Source organism: Stenotrophomonas sp. TWI1409, assembly GCF_039673015.1.
In the GTDB taxonomy this organism is placed as follows: Bacteria; Pseudomonadota; Gammaproteobacteria; order Xanthomonadales; family Xanthomonadaceae; genus Stenotrophomonas; species Stenotrophomonas maltophilia_A.
The window spans coordinates 52,604-76,782 of record NZ_JBDJKU010000007.1 but is presented as its reverse complement, the minus strand read 5'-3'; the positions used below and the strand labels follow the sequence as shown (position 1 = coordinate 76,782).

Annotated in this window: 23 protein-coding genes; 15 read left to right on the top strand and 8 right to left on the bottom strand. The window is 67.9% G+C overall.

Annotated elements, in window-relative coordinates; translation table 11 throughout:
- Positions 1-8: 8 nt before the first annotated feature.
- A complete protein-coding gene (locus tag ABE423_RS04275; protein ID WP_164080896.1) occupies positions 9-611 on the bottom strand; it encodes a DUF998 domain-containing protein in 603 nt (200 codons plus the stop codon).
- A gap of 125 nt (positions 612-736) precedes the next feature.
- Between ABE423_RS04275 and trxA the strand changes: the two genes are divergently transcribed.
- The 4 genes from trxA (at position 737) to ABE423_RS04255 (ending at position 5,552) form a co-directional block, all read left to right on the top strand.
- Positions 737-1,594 carry a thioredoxin gene (gene trxA / locus ABE423_RS04270; protein WP_164080895.1) on the top strand — a complete coding sequence of 286 codons (858 nt, stop codon included), beginning with the start codon at positions 737-739 and terminating at the stop codon, positions 1,592-1,594.
- Between the two features lie 107 nt (positions 1,595-1,701).
- Entirely contained in the window at positions 1,702-3,402 is a 1,701-nt protein-coding gene (locus tag ABE423_RS04265; RefSeq protein ID WP_032128980.1) for a FecR domain-containing protein, read from the top strand.
- Positions 3,399-5,024 carry a CHASE2 domain-containing protein gene (locus ABE423_RS04260; protein ID WP_346485094.1) on the top strand — a complete coding sequence of 542 codons (1,626 nt, stop codon included), beginning with the start codon at positions 3,399-3,401 and terminating at the stop codon, positions 5,022-5,024. The genes ABE423_RS04265 and ABE423_RS04260 overlap by 4 nt, the downstream gene beginning before the upstream one ends.
- Positions 5,025-5,099: 75 nt before the next feature.
- On the top strand, positions 5,100-5,552 hold the full coding sequence (locus ABE423_RS04255; protein WP_032128978.1) for a DUF4442 domain-containing protein: 453 nt from the start codon (positions 5,100-5,102) through the stop codon (positions 5,550-5,552).
- A gap of 7 nt (positions 5,553-5,559) precedes the next feature.
- On the opposite strand, the gene ABE423_RS04250 is transcribed toward ABE423_RS04255, so the two are convergent.
- Positions 5,560-6,876: a hypothetical protein gene (locus ABE423_RS04250; RefSeq protein WP_346485092.1), complete on the bottom strand. Its 1,317-nt coding sequence runs from the start codon at positions 6,874-6,876 to the stop codon at positions 5,560-5,562.
- 76 nt (positions 6,877-6,952) lie between these two features.
- Here ABE423_RS04250 and ABE423_RS04245 point away from each other — a divergent pair, with 76 nt between their 5' ends.
- From ABE423_RS04245 to rnfB, 9 genes are all read left to right on the top strand, one after another.
- A complete protein-coding gene (locus ABE423_RS04245; RefSeq protein ID WP_049463210.1) occupies positions 6,953-7,648 on the top strand; it encodes a DUF502 domain-containing protein in 696 nt (231 codons plus the stop codon).
- Complete coding sequence (locus ABE423_RS04240) at positions 7,645-8,430, top strand: queuosine precursor transporter (protein ID WP_049437362.1); 786 nt, start codon at positions 7,645-7,647, stop codon at positions 8,428-8,430. The genes ABE423_RS04245 and ABE423_RS04240 overlap by 4 nt, the downstream gene beginning before the upstream one ends.
- 94 nt (positions 8,431-8,524) lie before the next feature.
- Complete coding sequence (locus ABE423_RS04235) at positions 8,525-10,465, top strand: DUF885 family protein (protein ID WP_125893964.1); 1,941 nt, start codon at positions 8,525-8,527, stop codon at positions 10,463-10,465.
- 16 nt (positions 10,466-10,481) lie between these two features.
- On the top strand, positions 10,482-11,552 hold the full coding sequence (locus tag ABE423_RS04230; RefSeq protein ID WP_346485089.1) for a serine hydrolase domain-containing protein: 1,071 nt from the start codon (positions 10,482-10,484) through the stop codon (positions 11,550-11,552).
- Entirely contained in the window at positions 11,549-11,953 is a 405-nt protein-coding gene (locus ABE423_RS04225) for a VOC family protein (RefSeq protein ID WP_049463208.1), read from the top strand. The genes ABE423_RS04230 and ABE423_RS04225 overlap by 4 nt, the downstream gene beginning before the upstream one ends.
- Before the next feature lie 274 nt (positions 11,954-12,227).
- Positions 12,228-12,671: a DUF2147 domain-containing protein gene (locus tag ABE423_RS04220; protein ID WP_071228702.1), complete on the top strand. Its 444-nt coding sequence runs from the start codon at positions 12,228-12,230 to the stop codon at positions 12,669-12,671.
- A 102-nt stretch (positions 12,672-12,773) separates the two neighbouring features.
- Positions 12,774-14,861 (top strand): methionine--tRNA ligase, encoded by a 2,088-nt coding sequence (gene metG, locus ABE423_RS04215; protein ID WP_346485086.1) that lies wholly within the window; start codon positions 12,774-12,776, stop codon positions 14,859-14,861.
- 76 nt (positions 14,862-14,937) lie between these two features.
- Positions 14,938-15,528, top strand: a complete 591-nt coding sequence (locus ABE423_RS04210; RefSeq protein WP_049463206.1) for an HAD family hydrolase — start codon at positions 14,938-14,940, stop codon at positions 15,526-15,528.
- A 25-nt stretch (positions 15,529-15,553) separates the two neighbouring features.
- Complete coding sequence (gene rnfB, locus ABE423_RS04205; RefSeq protein ID WP_080291848.1) at positions 15,554-15,967, top strand: Rnf electron transport complex subunit RnfB; 414 nt, start codon at positions 15,554-15,556, stop codon at positions 15,965-15,967.
- 151 nt (positions 15,968-16,118) lie between these two features.
- Here rnfB and ABE423_RS04200 read toward each other — a convergent pair whose 3' ends face one another.
- A complete protein-coding gene (locus ABE423_RS04200; RefSeq protein ID WP_005410556.1) occupies positions 16,119-16,466 on the bottom strand; it encodes a RidA family protein in 348 nt (115 codons plus the stop codon).
- 192 nt (positions 16,467-16,658) lie between these two features.
- Between ABE423_RS04200 and mprF the strand changes: the two genes are divergently transcribed.
- Positions 16,659-19,223, top strand: coding sequence for a bifunctional lysylphosphatidylglycerol flippase/synthetase MprF (mprF, locus tag ABE423_RS04195; protein ID WP_346485083.1), 2,565 nt, complete (start codon positions 16,659-16,661; stop codon positions 19,221-19,223).
- A gap of 353 nt (positions 19,224-19,576) precedes the next feature.
- On the opposite strand, the gene ABE423_RS04190 is transcribed toward mprF, so the two are convergent.
- The 4 genes from ABE423_RS04190 to ABE423_RS04175 all read right to left on the bottom strand — a co-directional run bounded on the left by ABE423_RS04190 (position 19,577) and on the right by ABE423_RS04175 (position 22,442).
- Positions 19,577-20,923 carry an AcvB/VirJ family lysyl-phosphatidylglycerol hydrolase gene (locus ABE423_RS04190; RefSeq protein ID WP_275943022.1) on the bottom strand — a complete coding sequence of 449 codons (1,347 nt, stop codon included), beginning with the start codon at positions 20,921-20,923 and terminating at the stop codon, positions 19,577-19,579.
- 78 nt (positions 20,924-21,001) lie between these two features.
- A complete protein-coding gene (locus tag ABE423_RS04185; RefSeq protein WP_032130397.1) occupies positions 21,002-21,619 on the bottom strand; it encodes a DUF998 domain-containing protein in 618 nt (205 codons plus the stop codon).
- Positions 21,616-21,789, bottom strand: coding sequence for an oxidoreductase-like domain-containing protein (locus ABE423_RS04180; RefSeq protein WP_049398321.1), 174 nt, complete (start codon positions 21,787-21,789; stop codon positions 21,616-21,618). The genes ABE423_RS04185 and ABE423_RS04180 overlap by 4 nt, the downstream gene beginning before the upstream one ends.
- Positions 21,790-21,839: 50 nt before the next feature.
- Entirely contained in the window at positions 21,840-22,442 is a 603-nt protein-coding gene (locus ABE423_RS04175; protein WP_032130395.1) for a hypothetical protein, read from the bottom strand.
- Positions 22,443-22,670: 228 nt separating this feature from the next.
- On the opposite strand from ABE423_RS04175, the gene ABE423_RS04170 reads away from it, so the two are divergent.
- Complete coding sequence (locus ABE423_RS04170) at positions 22,671-23,825, top strand: tetratricopeptide repeat protein (protein ID WP_032129363.1); 1,155 nt, start codon at positions 22,671-22,673, stop codon at positions 23,823-23,825.
- 6 nt (positions 23,826-23,831) lie between these two features.
- On the opposite strand, the gene ABE423_RS04165 is transcribed toward ABE423_RS04170, so the two are convergent.
- The gene (locus ABE423_RS04165; protein ID WP_010482882.1) at positions 23,832-24,167 is read right to left on the bottom strand and encodes a zinc ribbon domain-containing protein YjdM; all 336 of its coding nucleotides are present in this window, start codon (positions 24,165-24,167) and stop codon (positions 23,832-23,834) included.
- Positions 24,168-24,179 lie beyond the last annotated feature (12 nt).

The following is a 24,179-nucleotide window of genomic DNA, read 5'->3' as shown; positions in this document are numbered from 1 at the left end:
GGCCGGTCTCAGCGCGGCCGCGACAACGGCAGGGCCAGGGCCAGCCAGGCCGTCCAGCAGGCGAACGCAAGCCGTTGTGCCAGCGGCGCCGCCAACACGCCCTGCAGGGCAAACGCCGCCAGCGCGGCCAGTACGCCACAGGCGAGCGCCACTGCGCCCAGCGCGCGGCCATGCGCCTGGCGCAACTGCGACGTGCCCAGCAACAGGGTCCCGGCAACGAAACCCAGCACCCAGATCATCCAGGCGCTGGCATGCAGCTGGCTGGCCGGCCCGTGCAGGTCATCCACATCCAGCGGCAGCAGTCCCATCGCGGCGAACGCCAACCCGGCCAGCAGCAGCATCTGGCTGCCCACCCGGGGCGCCCAGCCGGCGGTTGCCGGCAGCCCACGGCGCAGGCACTCGGCCACAACCACCGCCAGCAGGCCCGGCAGCACCAAGCCCAGCAGATTGAAGGCCAGCGCATGCGGCACCCCCTGTGCACCCAGCAGCGCCACCGGGTGGCGAGCCTGTGCGTAGCCATCCAGGCCGGCGCCGAAACCGAGCACCGCCAGCACGAACAGCAGTGCGGCGACCAGACCGGACAGGCGCAGCAACGGGGACAGGGACGACATGCAGGCTCCGGAAAGGACGGCGACAGGAAGGCGGCATTGTCAGGCATTTACTACAACCCGGGTTGAGACCGGCATCGATCGTCACCATAGAATCAGTCTCCAGACGCCAAACGATGCTTTCCCCCATGACCGAGACGACCTACGTATTCGACGCCACCACTGCGACCTTCGAGGCCGAAGTCCTGCAGAAGTCGCTGCAGACGCCGGTGCTGGTCGACTTCTGGGCCACCTGGTGCGGGCCGTGCAAGACCCTCGGGCCGATGCTGGAAAAGCTGGCTGCCGAGTACAACGGCGCCTTCGAACTGGCCAAGGTCGACGTCGACAAGGAACAGCAGATCGCCGCCGCCTTCCAGATCCGCTCGGTGCCGACCGTGTTCCTGGTGAAGGGCGGCCAGTTGGTGGACGGCTTCCCGGGGGCCATCCCGGAAGGCCAGCTGCGTGAATTCCTGGCCCAGCACGGCATCGTGCCGGCCGACATCGGCGACGCCGTCGCCGAAGACGAAGCGCCGCTGGACCCGCAGGCGCAGGTGGACGTGCTGCGCGCGCAGATCGCCGCCGAGCCGGACAAGGACGAGCTGAAGCTCGACCTGGCGCTGGCCCTGCTGCAGATCGGTGGCGTGGATGAAGCCGGTCTGCTGATCGATGGCCTGCCCGCCAACCTGGCCACCGACGACCGTGCCGTGCGTGCACGCGCCCGGCTGTCCTTCGCCTCGGCCCTGAAGGACGCCCCGGCCGCCGAAGTGCTGGACGCGCGCATCGCCGCCGATGGCAAGGACCTCAAGGCACGCCACCTGCGTGGCGTACAGCTGCTGCTCGGTGGCCACGACGAAGCCGCGCTGGCCCAGTTCCTGGAAATGCTGCGGATCGACCGCACGTTCGAGGACGGACTGCCGCGCAAGGCCCTGATCGACGCCTTCAATGTGATCTCCGACGAGGACCTGGTCGGCCAGTACCGCCGCCGGATGGCCTCCCTGCTGTTCTGAACGGGAACCCACTTCGTTCAGAATCCCTGCACTGAACGCGGGCAATAATGCGCGGGATGGCGGCCGTACGGTCGCCACGATCCGTTCGGGGGGATGAGGTCGGGGCCATGGGGTCTTGCAGCTGCGCCCCCGCATTGCCGGGATTGCAAACTGTGACCTTCGTCCGCTCGCTGTCGTTCGCCATGCGCTTCCAGGGCGCGCTGCTCTGCGCTCTTCTCTTCCTGCCGGCCATGGCCGCCGCCCAGGACTGGAACTACCGGGTCCGTCCCGGCGATACCCTGTGGGATCTGGGAGGCCTGTACCTCAAGCCTTCGGTGCGCTGGCAGCAGCTGCAACAGCACAACCGCATCGACAACCCCTACCAGCTGCCACCGGGGCAGCTGCTGCGCTTCCCGATCAGCTGGCTGCGCATCGAACCGGCACCTGCCCGCGTGCTGTCGGTGCGCGGCAAGGTCGAACTGTCAGGCGCCGATGGCAGTGCCTCGCGCGCGATACTCGCCGGGGAACAACTTCGCATCGGTGACACCGTGCAGACCGAAGGCGACTCCAGCGTCACGCTTGAATTCGCTGACGCCTCGCGCCTGCAGCTGCGCGAGTACTCCCGGCTGCGCCTGGACCAGCTCAGCCGCTACGGCCACACCGGTATGGTCGATACCCGCCTGCGCCTGCAGCAGGGCCGCGCCAGCAATCGGGTGACACCTGCCCGTGGCCCGGCCTCGCGCTACATCATCGATGCACCTACGGCGACCAGCAGCGTGCGCGGCACCGTCTTCCGGGTCAGCGCCGGTGACACCGGCCAGGTGGCTGCCACCGAAGTACTACAGGGCAAGGTGCAGGTCGGCAACACCCACGGCAAGCGCCTGGTCCAGCCTGGACAGGCCAGCCGCAGCAGCAGCGCCGATGCCGCACCGGACGCTGTCTCCGCCCTTCTTCCAGCGCCGCAGCTGCGTAGCGACGAGGTGCGCCTGGCGCCCCTGCCGACCCTGCTTGCCTGGGACCCCGTCGACGGCGCCGCGCGCTACCGCGTGGAAGTGGTACAGGCAGCGACGCCGGAAATCCTGCTGTTTGCCGCCACCACCGCCGACACCCGGCTGGCGATCGGTGACCTGCCCCCCGGCCAGCTGCGCATCCTGTTGCGCGCGGTGGATGCACAGGGCGTGGAAGGCCTCGACGCCAGCGCCGATTTCGAACTCAGCGACCAGCCCCCGCCGCCGCTCACCGTGGCCCCCCTGCATGGGCAGACCGTCAACAGCGACCGCCCGCGCTTCCGTTGGAGCCAGGCGCCGGGCGCGCGCAGCAGCGTGCTGCAGATCGCCACCGAGCCGAGCTTCGTGCAGCCACTGCAGGAACAGAGCACCCCTGGTACCGACCTGCGCCTGGCGCAGCCGCTACCGCCCGGAGAGTACTTCTGGCGGGTGGCGTCGCGCGACGGCAACGGCCATCAGGGCCGCTACGGCCAAGCCCTGCCCCTGCAACTGAGCAATGAACCGGTCGACCCTGCCCTGCAGCCGCCTGAGGCCGCGCATGGCGAACTGACCCTGCGCTGGCAGGCCGGCAGCGAAGGCCAGCAGTACCGGGTGCAGGTGGACCGTCGTGGCGACTTCAGGGCGCCCCTGGTCGACCAGACCGTGAGCGAGCCGCAGGTCAGCTTCAAGCGGCCGTGGAGCGGCACCCTGCATGTGCGTGTGCAGTACATCGACGACGATGGTCATGCGGGTGAGTACTCACCGGCCCAGCAGATCAAGCTGCCCTGCCGCCTGTGCTACGGCGCCGGTGGTGGCGCCCTGCTGCTGTTGCTGTTGTTATGAGGCGCTCGCCGCTGCCGTGGCCGAAGCGGATCCTGCTGGCACTGCTGGCCGGGGTGCTGACGGTGATCGCCAGCCAGGGCCAGTGGCTGTGGCGACAGGACGAAGCGGCCTACGACGCCATGGTCGGCAACTGGGACTACCGCCCCGACCCCAGCGTGCTGATCGTGGCCATCGACGAGGGCAGCCTGCAGCGCATCGGCCAATGGCCCTGGCCCCGCTCGATCCATGCCCGCCTGCTCGACCGGCTGACCGATGCCGGTGCCGAGCGCGTCGCACTGGACCTGATGCTGTCCGAACCTGATCGTCGCGACAGCCGCCAGGACGATGAACTGGCCGCCGCGATACGCCGCAACGGCCGGGTGGTGCTGCCGGTACTCGCGGCACCGGCCGCCGGCGACCGCATGGCCGAGGAAATGCTGCCGATTCCGCAGATCGCGGCCAGTGCCGCAGCGATCGGCCACACCGATGTGGAAGTGGATGGCGATGGTGTCGCGCGCGGCGTGTACCTGCGTGCCGGCATCGGCCAGGCCCACTGGCCAGCACTGGGCCTGGCGCTGGCCGACCTGCCCGCGGGCGCGGTGCACGGCCTGCCCGACCCCGACCCGGAGATCGGTTCGCCCTATCAATGGCGGCGCAACGACTACGTGCGGGTGCGTTATGCCGGACCGCCCGAACGCCTGCCGCAGGTGTCCTATGCCGATGTGCTGGATGGTCACGTGGACATGGCGATGCTGCACGGCCGCCGCATCGTGGTGGGCATGACCGCCAGCGGCATCGCACCGCGGCTGCTGACCCCGACCACCCGCGAGTTCTGGATGAGCGGCAGCGAGTACCAGGCCAACATCGCTTCGATGCTGCTGCAGCACAAGCAGATCGACCTGCTGCCCCGTCTCTGGCAGCACGCCATCAGTGGCGTCCTGGTGGCACTGTGCGTGATCCTGCTCGGCCTGCGCCTGCCATGGCTCGCGGCGCTGTGCTCGCTGCCGCTTCCACCGCTGCTGAGCTGGTTGCTGTTGCGCGCCGGTGACCTGTGGTGGGCACCGGCCAGCGCCATGCTGGGCATCCTGCTGGTGCTGCTGGCCTGGGCGACCTGGCGCATCTCGGCCTGGCACCGCCTGGCCAACCGCGATGCGCTGACCGGTCTCGGCAATCGCCTGCGTTTCGAGCAGTCGCTGCAACAGGAATGCGATGCCGCGCGACGCAGTGGCAAGTCCTTGAGCCTCGCACTGATCGACGTTGACCATTTCAAGCGCCACAACGACCGCCACGGCCATCAGGTCGGCGACCGCGTGCTGCGCGATGTTGCACGCCTGATCGGTGCGCATGCGCGACGCCCACGCGACATGGCCGCGCGCTACGGTGGCGACGAGTTCGCACTGGTGCTGCCTGATACCCCGGCCGAAGGCGCGCGCCAGGTCATCGAGGACCTGATTGCCTGCGTGCGTGCACTGCCGGCGCCCGGTGACGGCAGCGAAGCAGGCGTCACCCTCACCATCGGCGTGTTCACCCGCGTACCCGACGGCACGCTGCAACCACACCATTTCGTCGAAGGCGCCGACACCGCGTTGTACCAGGCCAAGGCCAACGGCCGCGACGGGTATGTCATCGACGGCGAGGCGTGACCCTCGCCGCCCGGGGTGCAACATACGCATGCGAATGGTTAGACTGGGCGCCTCGCCCTGCGCCCCCGGACCCGCATGAACGCCCGCCTGTTCCGCTTCGGTATCAATCTCTGGCCGCCGTTCCTGTTCACCGGCATCCACGTCACCCGGGTCTCGCCGGACTACCGGCAGATCGACGTCGAACTGCGCATGCGGCCCTGGAACCGCAACTACGTCGGCACGCATTTCGGCGGCAGCCTGTTTGCGATGACCGATCCGTTCTGGATGCTTGGCCTGCTGCACATCCTCGGCCGCGACTACTACGTGTGGGACCGTGCCGGTGCCATCGATTTCCTCAAGCCCGGCAGAGGCACCGTACGTACGTCGTTCCGCATCGATGACGCACTGCTGGACGAACTGCGCGCCGAAGCGGCCGCTGGTGACAAAGTGCTGAGATGGTTCAGCAATGATGTCGTCGATGAAAGCGGCGAGGTGGTCGCCCAGGTGCGCAAGCAGGTCTACCTACGGTTGAAGCCACACGCACGCTGAGCGCGCTTCAGTCGCGTCCCGCCGCAGTCGAAGCCGATTCCTTCTGCAACGGCACCGACAGCCACGGGTTCTCTTCAGCGCTGCGCGCTGGAGAGCGACGCGGCACCTGCAGGTGGCGGCCGTCGGCCGACAGCTGCGGCGCCCGCACCGGCGAGCGGAACTGCATCGGCAGCCGCTGCAGTGCGTCCACCGGATCATCCGTCTGCTGCCGCAGCCAACGCTGCGCCCCCAGCAGCCGCACCATCGCCGCGGCATCCTGTGGCCGTGACGAATAGGCAGGATAGATCGGCGCGGCGATATCGGTCAGCACGCAGCCCATTACGTTCGACAGGCAGCCGAAGTCATGCTGCGGTGGCGCCGGCACTGGCAACGGGCGATCCGCTTCCAGCGCCGACGTGGCTGCCGCGCCACAGGCCCAGCCGAGATTGCCGGCCGCGCGGGCCAGGGTGCTGCTGCGATCCAGCACCAGCACGCCGCCGAACTCCCGCGCCGATGTCTCGATCGCCGCCCGGCTCATCGCGTACTCACCCTGCATGGCACGGCACAGGCTCTGTTCCTCGGCCCGCAGCGGCTGCATGGCCTGTTCGCACTCCGCCGGCAAGGGGTGGTCGGCCGGCAGTTCGACCAGCATGTCGGCCAGCAGCTGGGCATTGGCCTGCACCAGGCTGGCACCGATGATGCTCTCGACCAGATAGCTGCTGCCGGGCAACAGCCGCCGGCCCAGTTGCAGGCCACTGCAGGCACCTCGCAGGGCACCGTCGATATCGCCCTGCACGTACGCCAGCGCGCGTGCACTGGTGGCGTCCATCACCACGCCATAGGTCGGCAACGGAACCAGAACGCCCTCGCCCTTCGGCGGGAACGGCGACATGAAGTAGTCCGCTTCGGCCAGCTGATCCAGCCGCGCATGCAACTGCTGGTGCCCAGCATGGGCCTCCACGAAGCGTTGCGGGTCCGCGCGGACCTGGGCGAGGCAGCCGCTGGCGGCCGGCCCGCAACTGGCACCGGGCCGCGAGCGCAGCTCAGCATGGTTGGCCACCAAGTGTGTCTGGCCGCCGCCGCTGCCCCGCAGGTCGGCCTCCCAACGGCGCACGTCCTCGGCCAACGCCTGCTCGCGCTGGCGGGCATCCAGATCGTCGAACGGCAGCGTCCACAACAGGGCATAACCGTTGTGGCCAGTCGCCGGCAGGCGTGCTTCCAGTCGCTGCTGCGCCTGCAGCCGCGATTCGGGCACCGGCCACATGCGCGAGGCGCACCACACCACGATGGCCAGCACCAGCAGGCCTGCCAGGGTCCAGCCCAGTCCGCGCAGAATCTTCAACACAGCTTCCCTTCCATGTGCCGTTGCCACAGTCGATTCCCCAGCGTAATCGACCGGCAGTGACCGCTACAATGCGCGCATGTCGCTCGAAGCCCCCGCCCTGGTCCCCCGCCCCTCCCTGCAGCGCCTGTTCCTGACCGGCCTGCTCACCCTGCTGCCGATCTGGCTGACCTGGGTCGTGGTCAAGTTCGTGTTCGTGCTGCTGTCGGGCATTTCCAGCCCCTTGGTGGTACCGCTGTCCGAGCAGATCGCGACAAGCTTCCCGCACTACCTCGGCTGGGTCCGCGCCGAATGGATCCAGGACACCATCGCCCTGCTGGCCACCCTGCTGGTGATCCTGGCGGTGGGCGTGGCCAGCCGCCGCGTGCTCGGCCAGCGCCTGCTGCGCTGGGTGGGCGCGGTCATCAAGCGCATTCCGCTGGCCAGCATCATCTACGACAGCGCCAAGAAGCTGCTGGACATGCTGCAGACCGAGCCGGGCAGCACCCAGCGCGTGGTGCTGATCGACTTCCCGCACCGCGACATGAAATCGGTCGGCCTGGTCACCCGCGTGATCAAGGAACACGGCACCGACCGTGAGCTGGCCGCGGTGTATGTGCCAACCACGCCGAACCCGACCTCGGGCTATCTGGAAATCGTGCCGGTGGAACTGCTGACGCCGACCGACTGGACCGTCGACCAGGCCATGAGCTTCATCATTTCCGGCGGTGCCGTGGCGCCGTCCAGCGTGCCGTTCACCCGTGCCGGCGATCGCACCGGCGAACGCACCGAATGACCCCGGCGCCGATCGAGCGCCCGCTGCAGGACCGCGCGGTCCTGCTGTTCATCGTGCTGGCCGCGTTCTTCTGCGGCAATGCGGTGCTGGCCGAGCTGATCGGGGTGAAGATCTTCGCGCTGGAAGACACCCTGGGCATCGCTCCGCTGAACTGGAACCTGTTCGGCCAGACCGGCTCGCTCAGCTTCACCGCCGGCACCCTGTTGTGGCCGGTGGTGTTCATCATGACCGACACCATCAACGAGTTCTTCGGCAAGCGCGGCGTGCGCTTCATCTCGTGGCTGGCGGTGGTGCTGATCGGCTACGGCTTCCTGTTCGCCTTCGCGGCTATTTCGCTGGCGCCGGCCAGTTGGTGGGTCACGTCGATGGATGGCCACGGCGTGCCGGACTACCAGGCGGCATTCGCAGCGGTGTTCGGCCAGGGCATGTGGACCATCGCCGGTTCGCTGGTGGCCTTCCTGCTCGGCCAGCTGATCGACGTGGCGGTGTTCCATCGCATCCGCCAGGCCACCGGAGAACGCCACGTGTGGCTGCGTGCGACCGGGTCCACCGCGATCTCGCAGGTGGTGGACAGTTTCGTGGTGATCTGGATCGCCTTCGTGCTGGGCCCGCAACACTGGCCGACCTCGCTGTTCCTGGCGGTCAGCAGCGTCAACTACATCTACAAGATGGGCTTTGCGATCGCCCTGATTCCGTTGCTGTACCTGATGCGGCGTGCCATCACCCGCTATCTGGGTGCCGAGCGAGCCGCATCGTTGCGCGCCGCCGCTGCGGCTGACTGAAGCCCCAGCAGCAAAAAGCTGACTGCGCCTTCACGCTGGCCGTACGCGGCCGGATCGTGCAAGCTCCACGGTCTGTGTTCCACGGAAGCTCCTGATGCCGCATCCCACCCGCGCCCTGGCCGCCGCCATCGCCGCGTTGTTCCTGTTCAGCGCCGTGCCGTCGGCCGAAGCAGCGAAAAAGAAGGCCAGCCGCCCTGCCGCCGCGCAGACCCGCCAGGCCGCCAAGCCCAAGGCCCGGCCTGCCCGCGCTACCGCGCCGGCCCGTGGCAGTTCGGCGCGCCGCGCCACGCCGCGTCCGGTCGCACCGGCCCGCGCCGTACCCAAGCAGGTGCAGCTGGAGCGCCTGTATGACGAATACTGGGATGCCTCGATGCGGTTGAATCCGCTGCAGGCAACCTTCCAGGGCGAGGCCCGCTACAACGACCAGCTGCCCAACATCCTGTCCGCCGCGTGGCGCCAGCAATCGCACGACTTCACCACCGAGTGGCTGGGCAAGGTCGAGAAACTCGGCAGCGACGGCCTGCAGGGCCAGGACCTGCTCAGCTACGAGATCTTCGTGCGCGACGCGCGCGCTTCGCTGGCCGCCGAGCGCTACCCGAGCTGGATGATGCCGATCAGCCAGTACTACAACGTCGGCAGCATCATGGCGATCCTCGGTGCAGGTGCCGGCGCGCAGCCGTTCAACACCGTACAGGACTACGACACCTGGTCGCGCCGTTCGCTGGGCATTCCCGAGCTGTTCGACCAGGCCATCGACAACATGCGCCAGGGCATGAAGGCCGGCGTGGTGCAGCCACGCGACCTGATGGAAAAGGTACTGCCGCAGCTGGATGCAGTGATCAAGCCGACTGCTGAAGAGAGCATCTTCTGGTCGCCGATCCGCACCATGCCCAACACCATCGCGGCCGAGGACAAGGCCCGCATCAGCGCCGAATACAAGCGCATGATCGAACTGCGCATCATGCCGGCCTATCGTGCCCTGCGCGGTTTCATCGCCACCGAATACCTGCCCGCCTCGCGCACCAGCAGCGGCCTGGGCGCACTGCCCGATGGCCAGGCCTGGTACGCCAACCTGATCGTGCAGACCACGGCCAGCGACCAGACCGCCGCGCAGCTGCACGCGCTGGGCGAACAGCGCGTGCAGGAACTGCAGACGCAGATCGCCACGGTGATGAAGGACGCCAAGCTGCGCGGCACGCCGGCCAAGCTGCTGCGCAGCATGCGTAACGACCGCCAGTTCCAGTACGGCGACGCCAATGCGTTGATCAACCGCTATCGCCAGGTGCAGCAGCAGGTCAACGCACGCCTGCCGCAGGTGCTCGATACCCTGCCCAAGTCAACGCTGGACGTGCGCGCGGTGGAACCGGAGCGTGCACTGACCGCCGCAGCAGCGGCCTACCAGCCGTCTGCGGCCGGGCAACCGGGCGTGCTGTACGTGAACACCCGCGACCTGCCCAGCCGCAAGCGCTGGAACGTGCCGGTGCAGTACCTGCATGAAGCGATCCCCGGCCACCACGTGCAACTGGGCCTGCAGCAGGAGCTGGCCAAGCTGCCGCGCTTCCGCCGCCTGGGTGGCGATCTCGCCTTCGTCGAAGGCTGGGGCCTGTATGCCGAAACACTGGGTGAGAACCTGGGCATCTACACCGATCCCTACGACCGCATCGGCTACCTGTATTCGCGCCTGCTGCGCGCTGCCCGCGTGGTGGCCGACACCGGCGTGAACGCCCAGGGCTGGAGCAAGCAGCAGGCCGTGGCCTACCTGCAGAAGACCGTGGACATGAGCAGCGATGACGCCAACGCCGAAGTCGAGCGGATCATGGCCCAGCCCGGCCAGGCGCTGTCCAACGTGGCCGGCCTGACCACCATTGTCGCCCTGCGCGACAAGGCCAAGGCACGCCAGGGTGCCGCCTTCGACCTGCGCCGCTTCCACGCCGAACTGCTGAAGGATGGCTCGATGCCGCTGGACGTGCTGGACCGCAAGATGGAGCGCTGGATGGCGCAGCCGGCCAGCGCCACACCCGCGCCTTCACCCTGACCCCTCCGGAGCCGCCATGCGCCCTGCCGTCGCCCTGTTCGCCGCCGTGCTGGGCCTGCTGCCGCTGGCCACCTCCGCCGCACCGGTGCTGACCCCACCGGATGCGGGCATCGACGGCCTGATGCAGGCCTACGATGGCCAGGTACCCGGCGCCGCCGTGCTGGTACTGCACGACGGGCAACCGGTATTCCGCCGCGGCTACGGCCTGGCGGTGCTGGAGGACGGCACCACGGTCACCGCGGCCAGCAACTTCCGGCTGGCCTCGGTCAGCAAGCAGTTCACCGCTGCGGCGGTGCTGCTGCTGGTGGAGGATGGCCGGCTTGGGCTCGACCAGCCGGCCCGGCAGTGGCTGCCCGAGTTGCCGCCGGCTGCAGCGGCCATCACGATCCGCCAGCTGCTCTCGCACACCAGCGGCCTGCTCGACTACGAAGACCTGATGGACCCGGCGGACACACGGCAGGTACACGATGCCGATGTGCTGGCCCTGCTGTCGCGCCAGGACCGGCTGAACTTCGCACCGGGCACGCAGTACCGCTACAGCAACAGCGGCTATGCACTGCTGGCAATGATCGTCGGCCGCGCCTCCGGCCAGGATTTCGCGAGCTTTCTGCAGCAGCGCATCTTCCGCCCGCTGGGCATGGCGCATACCGTGGCCCACCAGGACGGCGAGGACACGGTCGCTGCACGCGCCTATGGCTACAGCTGGATCGATGGCCGTTGGCAACGCACCGACCAGAGCACCACCAGCGCCGTGCTCGGCGATGGCGGCATCTATTCCTCGCTGGACGACCTGGCCCGCTGGGATGCGGCGCTGTACGACGACCGCCTGCTGTCGAAAGCCTCGCGCCGCGCGATGTTCAGCCCGGCCACCGCAACACCCGAACCGGACGTGCCGCACTACGGCTTCGGCTGGCGCCTGAATGGCCCGGTGCAATGGCACAGCGGCGAGAGCATCGGCTTCCGCAACGTGATCGTGCGCCACCCGGAGAAGCACCTGACCGTGATCGTGCTGACCAACCGCAACGACCCCGAACCCTATCCGCTGGCGCTGAAGATCGCCCAGCGCTGGCTGGACACCCTGCAATGACCCGCGATGCCGACGCCCTGCTGGGCATCCACCACGCCGCACTGATCTGCAGCGACTACGCACGCTCGAAGGACTTCTACGTGCGCATCCTCGGCCTGCGCGTGCTGGCCGAGAACCACCGTGCCGCGCGCGATTCCTGGAAGCTGGACCTGGCCCTGCCCGACGGTGGCCAGCTGGAACTGTTCTCCTTCCCCTCGCCGCCGCCCCGTCCCAGCCGCCCGGAAGCACAGGGCCTGCGCCACCTCGCGTTCCGCGTCGCCCGGCTGGAACCCTTCATCCAGCGTCTGGCTGCGCATGGCGTGGTGTGCGAACCGATCCGCGTGGACGAATACACCGGCCGCCGCTTCACCTTCTTCGCCGACCCCGACGACCTGCCGCTGGAGCTGTACGAAGTCGGTTGAGCGTTCTTCAATCGAGATTCATCCACGCATGGCGTGGATCTACCGTGTCGACCAAGGTCGACACCTACCAACAGCCGCAGAAATCTGTCGGAGGCGGGGCGGTTTTGCCGTTGCCGTTGCCGTTGCCGTTGCCGTTGAGGTTGCCGGCCAGCGGCCGGCACTACTGCAGGTGCAGGGCGCAGCCCTGCAAAGCCCCCCTTCCCCATACCCCGCCGAATGGGTATACAGTCGACCCATGCCGGCAGCGTGCCGGAATGAACCCTGGGAGGGGACCATGCGCAAGACCTTCAAGACCCTGCTGCTGGCACTGCCGCTGTGCCTGGCCGCCCTGTCGGCACAGGCCGCCGACGGCGCCGCCGGCCGCTGGAAGACCATCGACGACAAAACCGGCAAGGTGAAGTCGATCGTCGAGATCAGCCAGGCCGCCAACGGCACGCTGACCGGCAAGGTGGTCGACATCCTGCACTCGGACAAGGGCCCGAACCCGGTCTGCGACGGCTGTGAAGGCGCCAACAAGAACAAGCCGGTGAAGGGCATGACCATTCTCTGGAACCTGAAGGCCGACGGCGCCAACAAGTGGTCCGGCGGCACCATTCTCGACCCGGCCAACGGCAAGACCTACAAGTCGAAGATGGAACTGCAGCCCGGCGGCACCAAGCTGGACGTGTCCGGCTGCATTGCCTTCATCTGCCGCGCGCAGACCTGGCAGCGCGAATAAGCCCCCAGGCCCCGCTTCATCCCCGTGACCCGGCTTCGGCCGGGTCACGTCGTTGCGGGCATGCGATACTCTGCGGTTCCCCCTCGGCTTCACCCCGCGACCATGACCCGTACCGCGCTCGTCACCACCGCCCTGCCCTACGCCAACGGCCCGCTCCACCTGGGCCACCTGGTCGGCTACATCCAGGCCGACATCTGGGTGCGCGCGCGGCGAATGAGCGGCGGCAAGGCCTGGTTCGTCTGCGCCGACGATACCCACGGCACGCCGATCATGCTGGCCGCGGAAAAGGCCGGGGTCACCCCGGAAACCTTCATCGCCAACATCCAGGCCAGCCACGAACGTGACTTCGCCGCCTTCGGCGTGGCCTTCGATCACTACGACTCGACCAATTCGGCGGCCAACAAGGCGCTGACCGAGCAGTTCTACCTGAAGCTGGAAGCGGCCGGCCACATCAGCCGCCGCTCGGTGGCGCAGTTCTACGACCCGGCCAAGGGCATGTTCCTGCCCGACCGCTACGTCAAGGGCATCTGCCCGAACTGCGGCAGCCCCGACCAGTACGGCGACAACTGCGAAGTCTGCGGCGCCACCTATGCGCCGACCGACCTGAAGGAGCCGCGTTCGGTCATCTCCGGTGCCACGCCGGAAATGCGCGATTCGGAGCACTTCTTCTTCGAGGTGGGCCACTTCGATGCATTCCTGCGCGAATGGCTGGCCGGCGATGTCGCCCTGCCGGGCGTGAAGGCCAAGCTGGGTGAGTGGCTCAATGCCGAAGGTGGCCTGCGCGCGTGGGACATCTCGCGCGACGCACCGTACTTCGGTTTCCAGATTCCCGGCCAGCCGGGCAAGTACTTCTACGTCTGGCTGGATGCGCCGATCGGCTACCTGTCCAGCTTCCAGACCCTGTGCGGCAAGCTCGGCGAAGACTTCGAAGCGCACCTGCGCGCCGGCACCACCACCGAGCTGCACCACTTCATCGGCAAGGACATCGTCAACTTCCACGGCCTGTTCTGGCCGGCGGTGCTGCATGGCACCGGCCACCGCGCGCCGACCCGCCTGCACGTCAACGGCTACCTGACCGTGGACGGTGCCAAGATGAGCAAATCGCGCGGCACCTTCGTGATGGCGCGTACGTTCCTCGATGCCGGCCTGGAACCGGAAGCGCTGCGTTATTACTTCGCGGCCAAGTCCGGCGGTGGCGTCGACGATCTCGACCTGAACCTGGGTGACTTCATCGCCCGCGTCAACGCCGACCTGGTCGGCAAGTTCGTCAACCTGGCCAGCCGCTGTGCCGGCTTCATCAGCAAGCGTTTCGACGGCCAGCTGGCCGCACAGCTGCCCGATGCGGCGCAGTACCAGCGCTTCGTCGACGGCGTGGCGCCGATCCGTGAAGCCTACGAGCGCAACGATCCGGCCGCGGCGATCCGCCTGACCATGACCCTGGCCGATGAAGCCAACCGCTACATCGACGACGTCAAGCCGTGGGTGATCGCCAAGCAGGAAGGCGCCGACGCGCAGCTGCAGGCGGTGTGCAGCCAGGGCCTGAACCTGTTCCGCGTGCTGGTCACCGCACTGAAGCCGGTGCTGCCGGCCACCGCCGCACAGGCCGAAGCCTTCCTGGCCGCACCGGTGAACGACTGGACCGAACTGGCGCAGCCGCTGCTGAGCCATCGCATCACCGATTACACCCCGCTGTTCACCCGTATCGACCCGAAGAAGATTGACGCCATGATCGACGCCTCCAAGGACACCCTGCAGCCGGTCTTGGCTGCCGCCCCCGCCGCCAAGACCGACGCCGCCAAGCCGGCCGCAGCGGCACCGGCACCGGCCAAGGACGAAGCCAAGGGTGCCGATGCTCCGGCCTACATCGGCATCGACGATTTCGCCAAGCTCGACCTGCGCATCGGCAAGGTGCTGGTCTGCGAGTTCGTGGAAGGTTCTGACAAGCTGCTGCGCTTCGAACTGGACGCCGGCGAGCTGGGCAAGCGCCAGATCTTCTCCGGTATCCGCGCCAGCTACGGCGAGCCGGAGAAGCTGGTCGGCCGCAGTGTGGTGTTCATCGCCAACCTGGCCCCGCGCAAGATGCGCTTCGGCCTGAGCGAAGGCATGATCCTGTCGGCCGGTTTCGACGGCGGCGCGCTGGCGCTGCTGGACGCCGACAGCGGCGCGCAGCCGGGCATGCCGGTCCGCTGATGCCCGCAGCGGGCGTGGTTGCGGCCACGCCCGCCGGCAGCACCGGCCTCGGGGCAACGCGATGGGAGGCAACGGAATGGAACTGGCGCTGTTCGACTTCGACCACACCGTGACCACCTGCGATACCTATGGCCGTTTCCTGCGCCGCGTGGCCACGGCCGAACAGCTGGCACAGGCGTGGTGGAAGGTCGGCCCGTGGCTGGCCGCATACAAGCTGAAACTGATCTCGGCCGAGCGCATCCGCGCGCGCGTCACCCGTTTGACCTTCAGCGACCGCCACAGCGATGACATCGCCACGCTGGCCGCCGGCTTCTCGCGTGAGTTCCTGCCCGACGTGGTGCGCCCGGAAATGCTGGAGCAGATCCGCTGGCACAAGGAACAGCAGCACACCGTGGTGATCGTGTCCGGCTCGCTGGACCTGTATCTGCGGCCGTGGTGCGAACAACTGGGCCTGCAGTTGATCTGCAACCGGCTGGAGAGCCAGGACGGCCGTCTCACAGGTCGCTATGCCGGTGGTGACTGTGGCCCGCGCAAGGTCGAGCACATCCGTCGCCAGTTCGATCTGTCACGCTACGTGCGCATCCATGCCTACGGTGACAGTTCCGAAGACAAGCCGATGCTGGCGCTGGCCCACGAGCGCTGGTTCCGTGGCAAGCCCTTGAAGTAACCCCAACGCGCAGCCTTCGCCACGCATGAGCCTGATTCCTCCCCTGACCGAACGCCTCGACCGCCTGCTGCCGCAGACCCAATGCGGGCAATGCGGCTACGACGGCTGCCGCCCGTACGCGCAGGCCATGGCGCGCGGCGAGGCAGGCGTGGACCGCTGCCCGCCGGGCGGCGACGCTGGCGCGCGCGCACTGGCGCAGGTACTGGACGTACCCGCCATTCCGTTTGATCGTTCGCGCGGCGAGCACAAGGCGCCGCAGGTGGCATTGATCGTGGAAGCCGACTGCATCGGCTGCACCAAGTGCATCCAGGCCTGCCCGGTGGATGCCATCGTCGGTGGCGCCAAGTACATGCACACGGTCATTGCCGATCTGTGCACCGGTTGCGAGCTGTGCATTCCACCGTGCCCGGTGGACTGCATCGAGCTGGTGCCAACGTAGCCACCAGACCAACCGGCAGTGGAGCGGCGGGGTAGAGTCGACTGTTTGTCGACTGCTCTTCGTTCCGGCGGCGCAAAACCCCGCGCTGCGCGCGATAGTCGACTAACCGTCGACTCTACCCTCCGCTGGTGGGACCTGACCTTGCCTGCCGTTACGGTACCGCCGCCGTCACTACGATCTCGACCTTCCAGTCAGCGTGGGCCAGCTTGGCCTCGACCGTGGCACGCGCCGGGGTCGCACCTTCGACCACCCACTCATCCCACGCCTTGTTCATGCCGTCGAAGTCAGCCATGTCGGCCAGGAACACCTCGGCGCGCAGCACGTGCTGGCGGTCACTGGCGACCAACGCCAGCAGCTTGTCGATTTCTGCCAGCACCTGCCGGGTCTGGCCGGTGATGTCCTGGCTGGTGTCTTCCGGAATCTGGCCGGAGAGATAGGCGACCTTGTTGTATACGGTCATTTCGGACATGCGCGGTCCGACGTCGTAACGCTCCATCATGGGCGTAGCTCCTGCGGTTGATCAGGCCTGCATTGTCCTCCAAACCGGTCGACGGTGGGTGCACGGGCATCCTCCGCGACACGTCACTACCGGACTCGGACGGTCCCACTGGTCAAATGACGATGACAGGCGCACGATGCGCCACGCCCGCGTTGACACCGCCCTCGCCCCTCCTGCCGCACCCTTGCGCCGATGACCGCCCCCGTCGACTCCACCACCGCCTCTTCCACGCCAACCTGGAAGCGGGTTGCCACCATCGTCATCCCCCTGCTGATCCTCGCCCTGGCCCTGCACGGCCTGGCCAACGAGTTCGACGAGCACGGCTATCGCGCCATCCGCCAGGCGTTCCGGCAGCTCAGCGGCACGCAGATCGCGCTCACCGTGGTACTCGGCCTGGCCAGTTACGCCTGCCTGATCGGTTTCGATGCCATCGGCCTGCGCCGCAGCGGCATCCGCGTGCACCCCGCGCGCGTCGGCATCACCGCCTTCCTTGCGCACACGCTGGGCCAGACCGTGGGTTTTGCCGCGTTGACCGGCGGCGCGGTGCGCCTGCGTGGCTACCGCAGCGCCGGCCTGGACCTGGCGCAGATCGGCCAGGTGGTGCTGATGAGCACGCTCGGCTTCGTGTTCGGTGCATGGCTGCTGATCAGTGTGGCGCTGTGCATGGAACCGGCTGCCGCAGCCTTGGCGCTGCCGCTGGATCCCAATGCGGTACGTATCGTCGGCATCGTCGCGTTGCTCGCCTACCTCGCCACGGTGCTGCTGGTCGGCCGCGATGGACGGCAGTTCAGCGTATTCGGTCATGCGTTGTGGCTGCCCGACCGCCGCACCATGATCGGTGTCACCGTGCTCAGCGTGATCGAGCTGGTGCTGGCCAGTGCCGCGTTCTACGTGCTGCTGCCGGACTCCACGCCGACCGGCCTGCCCGGCTTCGTCGGCCTGTACCTGGTGGCGGTGCTGGCCGGCCTGGTCTCGACCGTGCCGGCCGGCCTGGGCGTGTTCGAATGGAGCCTGCTGAAGCTGTTGCCGCAGGTGGCGCCGGCGGCGGTACTGGCGGCGGCGCTGATCTACCGCGTTACCTACTACGTACTCCCGCTGGTGCTGGCCACCCTGCTCGCCCTCGCACCTGCCCTGCGTCAGCCGCTGCAGGCCAGCGCCGGGGCGACCCGTGCCGGCTGGAACGCGCTGCGCCCGTGGCTGCCGCAGATCATCGCGCTGGCGGTGTTCAGCATCGGCGCCGCGCTGGTCATCGACGGCACGCTGCCGACGCCTCGCCGTCACCTGGTCAATGCCTCGCTGCCGATCCTGGAGACATCCCATCTGATCGGCAGCCTCAGCGGCGTTGCACTGCTGCTGATCGGCCAGGGCCTGGCCCGGCGCAGCCATGCGGCGTGGATGCTGGCGATGGTGGTGTGCGTGGTCACCCCGTTGCCGTTGTGGCTGCGTGGTGGCCAATGGCTGATCGCAGTTTCCGCAGTGCTGGTGGCGATGGCACTGTGGGCCGCACGCCGCGAGTTCTACCGCCAGGGTGCCCTGCTGGACGAAGCCTGGTCGTGGCCGTGGCTGCGCAATCTCGGCCTGGTGCTGGTTGCGGTCACCTGGCTGCTGTTCTTCACCTACAGTCATGTCGAATACCAGAACGAGCTGTGGTGGCAGTTCGCGGTGTCGGGCAATGCACCGCGCGCACTGCGTGCGTTGCTGGTGGTCGCCATCGCGCTGGTGATGTTCGGCCTGGCGCGGCTGCTGCACAGCACGCGCAGTCCGCTGCCAGCCGCCGATGAGGCCACGCTGCAGTCCCTGGCGCCGGTACTGGCCGGTGCCACCGATACCCAGGCCTGCCTGGTACTGACCGCCGACAAGGCGGTGCTGCGCGATGACGCGAAACAGGGCTTCGTGATGATGCAACGCTACGGCGGTTCGCTGATCGCGATGGGCGATCCAGTCGGCCCGCCTGACGTGGCGCGCGCGTTGATCTGGCGCTTCCGCGAGGAAGCCGACCGGCTGGGCCTGCGCCCGGTGTTCTACCAGGTGGGCGAGACCTACTGGCAGACCTACCTCGACCTGGGCCTGGGCCTGGTCAAGCTGGGCGAGGAAGCGATGGTGCCGCTGCATGACTTCGGCCTGGAAGGCCGCGAACGCGCCGATCTGCGCCAAGCCTGGAACCGGGGCAAGCGCGGTGGCCTGACCTTCCGCGTGGCACCGGTGGAGGAAATTCCCAGCCTGCTGCCGCGCCTGCACGCAATTTCCAATGCATGGCTGGAAGACAAGGCCGGCGATGAGAAGGGCTTCTCGCTGGGCAGCTACGACCCGGATTACCTGGTGCGCTTCCCGGTGGCGCTGGTCGAGGCCGAGGGCCAGATCGTGGCGTTCGCCAACCTGTGGCAGGCACCGGCCGGCGCCGAGCTGTCGGTCGACCTGATGCGTCACGTCAACGAAGCACCGAAGGGCACGATGGACTTCCTCTTCATCGAACTGTTCCTGTGGGGCCGCGCGCAGGGCTATGCGCGTTTCTCGCTGGGCATGGCACCGTTGTCCGGGCTGGCACAGCATCGGCTGGCCGGTCGCTGGAACCGACTGGCCGGTCTGCTGGCGCGGCACGGCGAACGCTTCTACGGGTTCAGTGGCCTGCGCCGCTTCAAATCGAAGTTCGATCCGCAGTGGCGGCCGCGCTATCTCGCGGCGCCCGGCGGCATGCATCTGCCGGCCGCGCTGCTGGATGCCACGCGCCTGATCTCGCTGGATCCGCGACGGAATTGAAGCCGCGATCCGCCGGGCATGACCCGGCGCTACCTGCCACCCGGTAGGTGTCGACCTTGGTGGACACGCTCATTCCACGGCACCTTCAGCCCCAGCGCCGACCAAGGTCGGCGTCTACCAACAGCCGTCGGGCATGGCTCGACGCTACATGCGCCTGGTAGGTGTCGACCTTGGTCGACACGCTCATCCCGCGGCGCCTTCAGCCCCGGCGCCGACCAAGGTCGGCGTCTACCAACAGCCGTCGGGCATGGCCCGGCGCTACCTGCCACCCGGTAGGTGTCGACCTTGGTCGACACGCTCATCCCGCGGCGCCTTCAGCCCCAGCGCCGACCAAGATCGGCGTCTACCAAACGCTACACCCCGCCCTTCAGGATCACTTCGGCGAGGCGGTCGTAGTCGCCACCGAAATGGTGATCGCCCGGCAGCTTCACCTTCCTCACGCCGTCATTGGCCGGCAGGTCCGGGCACAGCGCGTCCTCATCCTTGTCGCCGTACACGCACAGCGTTTTTTCCGCCGGCAGCCTGGCCACTTCCGGTGCGATCGGCAGGCCGTCGCCGCCACCGCCCAGCCAGTTGCTGACATGGAATTCGAAGTCGGCCTTCCTGCCCACCGACAGCAGCACGATGCGCTCCAGCGCCTCACGGGTGCCGACGTCGAGCTGGTTGATGGTGGCCGGCAGCACGTCGGCGCCCTGCGAGAAACCGATCAACATCACCTTGTCGCGGTGCCATTGCTGGCGGTAGTGGTCGATGATCTTCTGCAGGTCGCCCGCAAAGCCCTTCGGTGTGCGCTCGCTCCAGAAGTAGCGCAGCGAATCGATGCCGACGACCGCCACGCCATGCTCGTTGAGTGACGACGCCACGTTCTTGTCCAGGCCAGCCCAGCCACCGTCACCGGAGACGAACACCGCCAGCGTATCGCCGCTGCCGGTCGCCGGCATTTCCACCACGGGCAGGCCCTTCAGTGCAGCAGGCGGCGGTGCCAGGCTGACGCCGGCCTGCGCGCCGATCACCCGTGCCGCAGCCACCAGGCCCGGTGACGCATCACCGCGCGCGGTGCGTTTGAACTCGCGAGCCATCGCGACCTGCTGCACGAACGCGCTGGCCTGGCCGACCTTGCAGCCGCGGTCACCGGCCGCGCTCAACCACGGAAAATTCAGTTCAGCCGGCTGCAGCCTGTCGTGCTTCACACCATCGCCGCAGACCATGCGCTGGTGGTTGTGGTCCGGGCAGAAGCCGGTGGTCAGTACGCCGGCGAACACCTGGGTATCGGCCTGCGCTGCCAGCGAATAGGCCATCTCGGCACCTTCGCCATCACCGCCGACCAGCGGCAGGTGGTAGCCGGGCAGATGCAGCGAGGCCTGCAGCCAACGTGAGAAATTCTCGACGTCACCGGAACCGAACGAACAGGTCGGGTCCCCCTCGCGCTTGAGCACACCGCGCAGGTGCGCAATGTCCACTGCCGCGACCAGCGCGCCATCGGCACGCAGGGCCTCGATCGGCAGGCGGCTGGTGTCACCACCGGCCGTGGGTTCGTGGAACCAGATCACCACCCGTTGCGGCGTGCCGGATGGCATGTGCACCGGAATCTGCTCGAACCGCCCATGGCTGAACTGCTGCGGGGTCACGGCCGCCGTTGCCGGCAGCGCGGCCAGCGCCAGTACCACCCCCATTGCCCTGCCCAGCCCTGCACGCTTCATATCGCATCCCCGATGGAATGCGCACACGATACGCCGCCGCCGCGTGCACGGCACGTACCGGCGCAGGCCGTTGGGGATTCAGTGGGCCGCGGCCCGACGGCTGCGACGGTACAGCGCCATCGCCAGATACAGCAGCCAGCCAACGATCACCGCGATCACCACTTTCTGTCCCAGCCCACGCGGTGGTCCACCACGCCACAGCACATGCAGCCACAGCAGCACAAAGGCCAGCCATGCCCAGCCCCAGAGCAGGCCCGCAGCGGACTGCCAACCCGGTTCGCGGCGCAGATACCAGGCCTGCAGCAGCATGCCGACGCTGGCACACAGGAACGCCGTGTTGGCTGCCAGCCCATGGATGAACGGTGCCAGCAGCGGTGTTGCTTCAGGCAGCCAGCTGTCGCCGATGGCGACCGTCGCCAGGCCCAGCGCGGAAACCGTGAACAGCAATGGTGCGGCCGCACTGCGCCGCGGGCCGATGCTGCCGCGATACAGCGCAATGCCAAGCGCCGCAATGGCCAGCGCCAGCAGGCAGTAGGCAGCGCGCAATGCCAGCCCCCACGGCCCGTGCAGGTACAGGCTCAAGGTCGCCCGCACCCAGTCCAGATCACTGCGCGCAACCTGGGTCCACAGCGCGGTGGCCACGAACAGCACCAGTGCCACCAGCGCCAGCACCGCCGCCGGGCGTGCACGGCTCATGGTGCGGCCTCTGGATGCCGCGTCTTCCACTCGGCCAGCGCCTTGCGGTAGCGCTGCAGCTCATCGGAATACAGGTCCAGCACACACAGCGGGCAACCACTGCCGCAGCATTCGTTGGGGCCGGGTTCTTCCGGTGGCAGCGGGCGGGGATCGGGATCAGGGACGGACACGGTCGGAAACGGCAATCATTGGAAACAGGTCACCAGTGTACCGGGCCGGCTCAAACGCCCAGCTGACGTCGCAGGTTGTCACGGGCGGCCGCGTCCAGGCGCTGGTGGAAGAACTCGCTGAGGAAGATCCGCGGAGCGCGCAGCAGGCCCTGCAGGAAGCGGCGACGGCCGGCACGGTACAGGAAGCCCGGCACCACCCCTTTGTATTCTTCGGCCACGCCACGGTCATAGGCAGCGAACACCGGTTCCGGCGCGGCCAGGATCGCCATGTCGCAGTCCAGGAACAGCGCCGCCTCGGCATCCACATCCTCCGGACCAAGCGCGCCGTGGCGGGCGGTCAGCAGGATCAATTGCTCCACGCGAGCGGCGTCGACAGTGGCAAGCTCTGGCGCCTGTGTGATCGCCTGCAGAGCCAGCTGCGCCGAACGCGCCTCGTTGTCCTTGCGCCCCGCCTGGTAGATCGCATCGTGATAGAGCACGGCCAGATAGATCTCGGCCGGCTGCTTCCAGCCGGGGCCATCGGCGACCTCCTGGCAGTGCTGCAGCACCGCGCGCACATGGCCGAAGTGGTGGTAGGCCCGTGGCGGCGTTGCATAGCTGTCCTGCAGCGCCTGCCACTGCGCCGGGGCAAGCGTCAGCGGTGAGAAGTCCATGACCGGATCATCCCGCCTGTGCCGGCGCCGGGCAAGCTGGCGGTTTTTTCACCACGCACTCACAACGCTTGCCGGGCGGGGCCCGGAGCCAGTTGTCCACAGCTTTGTCGAGCGCTGGTCCACACCGGTTGTGGATGAACGCGGCGCCGACCAACGGTCGCTGCAGCCGGACATCCATGGGCATACACTCGCCACAGGCGGGAGCGCCCGCCGCTGCCGGGAACCGTCATGTACCGTTCTGCCGCCCATTGCCTCACTCTTTCGCTGCTGGCCTTCTGTGCTCCTGCCTTCGGCGCAGGCCAGGCACCGCCCGCCGATGTGGTGACGACCCCGACCATCACCGTGTCGGCCGCACGTGTGCCGACCCCGGAAGAAGTGTTCGCCATTCCCGCGGACCTGCGTGCGATGCTCCAGAAGCAGGTGATCCAGCGCAGCTACTCCCGCGACCAGCGGCTGCAGGCGCTCGTGGAGATGATCTTCGACCAGCACGGGCTGGACCTGCAGTACGACGCCAATGCGACCTACACCGTCAGCGATATCTGGCAGCACCGCCGCGCCAACTGCCTGGCCTTCACCCTGCTGTTCGTGACGCTTGCGCGGGAGGCTGGCATCCAGGCCCGCGTGCAGGAAGTCGGGCAGGTGGTGTCCTGGTACCAGGACCAGGACGCGGGCGTGGTCTACAGCGTCGGCCACGTCAACGCCGGTGTCGACGTCGGTGGGCGTTTCGGTACCGTCGATCTGGATCGCAATGTGCTCTATGACCGCCGCGGCCCGGTTCCCGTCAGCCGTGCGCGGGCGTTGGCGCACTTCTACAACAACCGGGGTGCGGAGCGCCTCGCCGACGGTGATTTCGTCGGCGCGCGTGCATTCTTCGACGCGTCCCTGGCTCAGGACAGCGGGTTCGCTCCGGTGTGGAACAACCTCGGTGTGCTCGACCACCGCGAAGGCAACAACGAGGCGGCGCGGCAGGCGCTGGACCGATCGCTGCAGCTGGAAGGCCGCCAGGATGCCGCACTGACCAATGCCTCCGCGCTGTTCCGCAGCCTGGGCTTGACCGCGCAGGCACAGTCACTTGAGCGCCGGTTGAAGTCGGTGCAGCGCGAAGACCCGTTCGCGCAGTACATGTTCGGCGCCAAGGCCGAACGTGCCGGCCAGCTGGACCAGGCGATCCGCTATTACCGGCAGGCCGTGCGCCTGTATGACACCGCGCATCAGTTCCACTTCGGGCTGGCACGCGTCTATTTCCTGGCTGGCCAGCTCAAGCGCGCCGATCGCGAACTGCTGCGTGCGCAGGAACTGGGGGGCGCGCCGGAGCAGGCGCGCTACCAGGCCAAGCTGGACAGCCTGGCCCGCTGGCGCGCGCAGCAGCAGGCCAAGCGCTGAAGGCGATCAGGCCTTCTTGAGGAAGCAGGTCTTCAGGACCAGGCCCTTGATCTTGTCCGAGTTGCCTTCGATGTGCTCGGCGTCATCCTCGACCAGGCGGATGTTGCGGATCACGGTGCCCTGCTTGAGCGGGATCGAGGAGCCTTTGACCTTCAGGTCCTTGATCACGGTGACGGTGTCGCCGGCCTGCAGGGTGTTGCCGTTGCTGTCACGCACGACCAGGGTGGAACCGGCGCTTTCCTCGGCGGTCCATTCGAAACCGCAGTCGGCGCAGATCCACAGCGCACCATCGGCGTAGGTGTTTTCCAGGGTGCACTGCGGGCAGGCGGGGGCAGAAGACATCAGCAAGTACCT